This window comes from uncultured Maricaulis sp. (assembly GCF_905480005.1).
Taxonomy (GTDB): Bacteria; Pseudomonadota; Alphaproteobacteria; order Caulobacterales; family Maricaulaceae; genus Maricaulis.
The window spans coordinates 1-4,754 of record NZ_CAJQOO010000012.1; the positions used below are offsets into that span (position 1 = coordinate 1).

Here is a 4,754-nt window from a genome sequence, read left to right on the forward strand (position 1 = left end):
GGCATGGCGTAGAGCTCGGCGGCGGGAAACTCGATCAGTTCCAGACCCGGCGCATCGGTCTCCGGACGGGCCGCGCTTTCCGACACCCAGCCGGTCGCCGCGCCGCCCCGCGAGACCGGTTTGCGGAAGACACCGGATGCGGTCTGGCGGACGCTGGCAATGGCGCGGATCGGACTGGCTTCGGCCAGCAGGCGGTCAATGCGCGCCTCGGTCTCGACCGGGACGACATGCCCGCCCTCGCCCGGCATACCGGCATTGAGCGACTTGCCCTCGCCAATCTCGCCGCGGCGCAGATAGGCGGAAAAGCCGCGCGCTGCGGCCGAGGGTTCACTGCCCGGCGCCAGGCCCGGGCGGGCGGCCTCGTGAACCAGCCGGTCGAGCGCGGACTTCTGGACGTCCAGCGCCTGGTCGATGCGGGCGACCTTGTCTTCCAGCAAGACGTCGGCGGCGGCCCGGGTCTCGATCTCGGCGAGGCGCTGGTCATTGGCCTGTTTGAAGTGTTCGAAGGCGGCGAGCAGCTCGCCCATCACGGCCCGGCTCTCGGCGGTGCTGTCCGTCATCTTGGTTTCCTTGTTCATGGGAACTCCTGCTTGGGTGAAGGGATTGGGGATTGGCGGGCTCAGGCCGCCACGCGGGACGGCTGCGGAGCGACAAGACGCAGCCGCGCCTGGGGCAGCATGGGGAAGGTCACGATGGAGACTTCCCAGAGATCGAGCGCGGTCAGCACCCGCCCGCGCGCCTCGCGGGGCCGCGAAGCGCGGGTGCGAAAGCCGATGGAGAGCCCGTCCACCGCGCCGCGCCGGACCAGGGTCGAGGCGGCGCGGCCACGCGGGCCGGTCGTCAGGATCTCACCGCGCACATGCAGGCCGCGCGCGTCCTCGGTGATCGAGGTCCACACGCCGATCGGCTCGGACGGGTCGTGCTGGAAGAGCATCGGGATGGTGCGGCGCGTGGCGAGCGAGGCGGCAAAGGCGCCACGCGCCACCACATCGCCGCCAAGGTCAGCCAGCCCGAACAGGCTCGCATGACCCTCGATGACGAGGGTGTCGGTCATGAGGGGGTGTCCTTGTTGGGGGGAGGTTGAAGTCACTCACCCACCGTCATCCCACGGCCGGCGCACAGCGCCGGTCCGGGGGACCCCGGCTAACCGGCTGGCGGGATGGTTGAGGTCCCCCGGACAAGCCGGGGGATGACGGTGGTTTGTGGTGTTGGGTTTGTGTTTGAAATCTAAGCGCCGCCGGCGCGCAATCAGCCATGGATCACGTGTCATCCCTGACGGACGCCCCGCGAAGGCGGGGCGAAGGTCAGGGACCTATGTGGTTGCAACCTGGTAGGTCCCCGCCCTGCGTCCGGCCTTCGCCGGACATCCTGCGGGGATGACAAGGTTTGAGTGAAGGCGCCCCCTCACTCCTCCATCCGCCGCTCGATCCGCACCAGGCTTTCCCGCGCCAGGCGCATTTCGGCTTCCAGGCCGGCGAGGCGTTCGGCGAGCGGGCTTTGGCGGTCGCTGATCTGTTCGAGCTGGTTGAGGCGTTCGCCGACACGGCCGGACCAGATCAGGGCACCGGAGGTCTGCAGCAGGATGGCGAAGATCAGGCCGAGCGTGACCTGCTTCTGCATGGTCCAGTTATCGATCTCACGCATGACCGGCCTCCCCGCTCTCCGCGAGCGCGGCGAAGTCCGCCTTGATCTCGAGGTCGGGCCTTGACCAGGGCCGCAGCCAGACACTCAACGCCCGCGCCATTTTCATCACCAGGGGCCGCACGGTCTGACGCAGGAAGGCGGCATTGGCCTCGGCGTAATTGGCGTAGGTGTTATCGCCGGGCAGACCGAGCAGAAGCGGCGGCACGCCCAGCCCCAGCGCCATCTCGCGCGCGGCTTCGCGGCGGGCGGTGGTGAAATCCATTTCCGCCGGGCTCATCGCCATTGGCGTCCAGTCCAGCCCGCCTTCCAGCAGCAAGGGCCGCCCGGCATTGCTCGGGCCGGTATGGCTGGCTTCCAGCTCGGCCTTCAGCCGTTCGAACTGGTCCGGCGAAAGCTGGCCATTCTCGCCCTTGAAGACCAGCGCGCCGGACGGGCGTGCGGCATTGTCGAGGAGAGCCCGGGCCCAGTCAGAGCCGGCCGTGTGCAGGTCCAGCGAGCGCCCCACCGCTTCCAGCGGGGACAGCCCGTAATGATCATCGCCGGGATGAAAGAGACGGATGTGGAAAACCGGGCTGCGACCGGACACGCGATCGCGCTGGAAGCGGCGTTTGCGGCCCGCCGCCGCATATTCCCAACCCTCCGGCCAACCGGTCGGACCAGCCAGCACGCGCATGCGGTCCGGGCGCAGAAGGTGGAGCGTGCGCGGCTCATCGGCCAGGCTGGCAAGCTCGAGATAGGCATTTCCCGCCAGCTGTAGATAACCATAGAGGCTTTCCCACAATTCGGGCCCGGACTGGTCCGGATTGGGCATGTCCAGGAGCCGCGTGATGACCCCGTCCGTCGCCGTCAGCGGCACCGAGGCCGCCGCTTCCGCGGTCAGTCGGACACAGCGATGGACAATGGCATTGCGGGCATAACCCGCCTGCATCATCGCCGGCAGGGCGCGCGGCGACCAGCCGGTCTGCGCGCTGGCCGTCAAGGCAATGAGACGGCTCGACAGGGCGGATTTCTCCTCCCGGCCAAACAAGCGATCAAGCCAGTGGGGCATGGGGGGCTCCTTTGGGTTTTCGGGTCAGGTGAGACGGTCGGTCAGAGCCGCCGCAGGCGCGGCGCGCCGGTGCGGCCGAGCAGGAGTTCGCTGATCGCCCAGACCAGGGCATCGACCCGGTCGGGACTGGTCCTGGCGGCCTCGGGCGCGCCGAAGGCGCACATCTGGTCTTCCAGGCCGGGAAAGGCCCGCGCATGGCGGACCCGGCCGGCGGCATAGAGCGCGGCGACGGGTTCGGCCCTTGCCCGCTTGCCGCGTGAGGCATGAACCAGGCGGACGGGCAGGCCCGGCGCTGCAGCCTGCAGCACGGCGCGAACCATTTCCCCGCCCTGATTGGCCTCGGCCACCAGGGCGTCAGCGCCATAATCCTCAAAGGCCGATGCGGCCCGTCCGGCCCAGTCCGCCGGCAGGGCCGGACCGAAGGAGAGATCGGCCAGCACGATGGCCGACCGCGCCGGGCCCTCGCCATGAGCGCCGGCGACCACGATCCCGCATTCATCGGACCGCGGACCGCCACTGGCCGGCGGGTCGAGGGCGACCACGATCCGGTCAAGGTCGGGCAGGCCGGCCTCCAGGCGGGCGGCCTCGATCTGGGCCCGCGTCCACAGGGCGCCGTCGGGATCATCGATCAGAAGGCCTTCGACTTCCTGGCGACCCAGCATGGACCCGCCATAGGCCGCATTCAGCGCGGCCACGAAACCGGGGGCGAGATTGGCTTCATTGGCGGCGGTCGGTTGATGCGTCAGACGGACCGAACCGCCCTCCCCCGCCGCCCGCACCAGCGCCTTGAGCGCCGGGATGGGGCGCGGCGTGGTGGTCAGCAGGATTTGCGGGACACCGCCCAGCCGGACGCCCATGCGCAGCGTGTCGAGCACCCTTTGCGGGTCCGACCACGCTGCAAATTCATCGCCCCAGGCAAAATCAAACTGCGGCCCGCGCAGCCCGTCCGCATCCTCGGCGGAAAAGGCATAGGCCTGGCTGCCCGAGGGAAAGACCAGGCGTTTGCGGCTGGCCTCATAACGTGGCTGCTCATCGGGACTGCCCAGATTCCTGAGCCCGGACGGGCCTTCAATCATCACCTCGCGGACATCATTGAAGGTCGGCCCCACCAGGGCGATGCGGCTGACACTGCGCAGCGCGCGGTGGCGCACCCATTCAGCCCCGGCGCGGGTCTTGCCCGCCCCGCGTCCGCCCAGAAAGAGCCAGGTCAGCCACTCACCCGGTGGCGGGCGTTGCGGGCCCGTCGCGTGGTAGCGGAAGTCGGCCTGGATGGCGGCCCGGGTCCGGCGATCCGCCTTCCCCTTCCAGGCCTGCAAGCGCTCCCGCGCTGTCATGGTCCAGAATGTGTCGACGAAGGAAAGCATCGTCGCGAGCCTTTTGGGCGTCATCATCACCTGCCTCCTTCTCTGTCAAGTCTTCACGAGCTTGGTCAGCCTCCGCCTGAGCCTGGTCCTGCTTGAGGAGCGCCGCACAGGCATTGGCGAGGCGGATCGCCTTGGCGGGGTCGCCGATCAGGAACTCCACCTCCACATCGTCCCTGCGACGCTGCCGCGCCCGCTCGCGGATATCGGCGAGGGTTTTCTCGTCATAAGTCCGCAGCCGGCGCAAATGGCGGTTCACGGTACTACTGGCCATGCCAGAGAGCGTCGCCAGCTGCGGCCCCGTCGCTCCGCGGCGTGAAAGCAGCAGATAGGGGTACCAGTCGACGTCGTCTTTCGGCTTTGTCTGGGGAATTCCGGGCATGCCGAATATTAGCCGCGGCCCGTCACCGGTCGGATATCCGCCACGAAAAAACCCGCAACCGCCTGGGCGGTCACGGGTTCTTCGGGACGATAGGGGGGATAGCGGCGGGTTTGTCCCCGCCGTCAGGCCCCGTCGGGCTTGGTCACTGTTTATCTGGATCAAGGACGCGCTGGTGGCACCGCCCTGCCTGACCGCCCTTATGACGAATTTGGCTCGAATTTGAAACACCGGAGTGAGCGGGCGGTTTCGTCGTCGTTAAGCGGATTGTGAAAATGCCGGATATCGAACCAGCAAGCGCCCCTCCCACCGTCATCCCACG

General features: G+C 68.4%; 6 protein-coding genes. 1 reads left to right on the forward strand and 5 read right to left on the reverse strand.

Annotation, left to right across the window (positions count from 1 at the left end):
• The 5 genes from QZ266_RS02240 to QZ266_RS02260 form a co-directional block, all read right to left on the reverse strand.
• A partial coding sequence (locus tag QZ266_RS02240) for a phage major capsid protein (protein ID WP_295691300.1) occupies positions 1–578 on the reverse strand: 578 nt, incomplete at its 3' end.
• Between the two features lie 41 nt (positions 579–619).
• Positions 620–1,054: an HK97 family phage prohead protease gene (locus tag QZ266_RS02245; RefSeq protein WP_295691301.1), complete on the reverse strand. Its 435-nt coding sequence runs from the start codon at positions 1,052–1,054 to the stop codon at positions 620–622.
• Positions 1,055–1,404: 350 nt separating this feature from the next.
• A complete protein-coding gene (locus QZ266_RS02250; protein WP_295691303.1) occupies positions 1,405–1,644 on the reverse strand; it encodes a hypothetical protein in 240 nt (79 codons plus the stop codon).
• Positions 1,637–2,692 (reverse strand): phage portal protein, encoded by a 1,056-nt coding sequence (locus QZ266_RS02255; protein ID WP_295691304.1) that lies wholly within the window; start codon positions 2,690–2,692, stop codon positions 1,637–1,639. The genes QZ266_RS02250 and QZ266_RS02255 overlap by 8 nt, the downstream gene beginning before the upstream one ends.
• Before the next feature lie 41 nt (positions 2,693–2,733).
• Positions 2,734–4,026 (reverse strand): terminase family protein, encoded by a 1,293-nt coding sequence (locus tag QZ266_RS02260; protein ID WP_366523946.1) that lies wholly within the window; start codon positions 4,024–4,026, stop codon positions 2,734–2,736.
• Between the two features lie 91 nt (positions 4,027–4,117).
• On the opposite strand from QZ266_RS02260, the gene QZ266_RS02265 reads away from it, so the two are divergent.
• On the forward strand, positions 4,118–4,372 hold the full coding sequence (locus QZ266_RS02265; RefSeq protein WP_295691307.1) for a hypothetical protein: 255 nt from the start codon (positions 4,118–4,120) through the stop codon (positions 4,370–4,372).
• The last annotated feature ends 382 nt before the right edge of the window (positions 4,373–4,754 follow it).

Bases quoted from the DNA above. Each gene is read 5' to 3' on its own strand.
- QZ266_RS02245 (WP_295691301.1), bottom strand. From the start codon at position 1,054: ATGACCGACACCCTCGTCATCGAGGGTCATGCGAGCCTGTTCGGGCTG.
- QZ266_RS02250 (WP_295691303.1), bottom strand. From the start codon at position 1,644: ATGCGTGAGATCGATAACTGGACCATGCAGAAGCAGGTCACGCTCGGC.
- QZ266_RS02255 (WP_295691304.1), bottom strand. From the start codon at position 2,692: ATGCCCCACTGGCTTGATCGCTTGTTTGGCCGGGAGGAGAAATCCGCC.
- QZ266_RS02260 (WP_366523946.1), bottom strand. From the start codon at position 4,026: ATGACAGCGCGGGAGCGCTTGCAGGCCTGGAAGGGGAAGGCGGATCGC.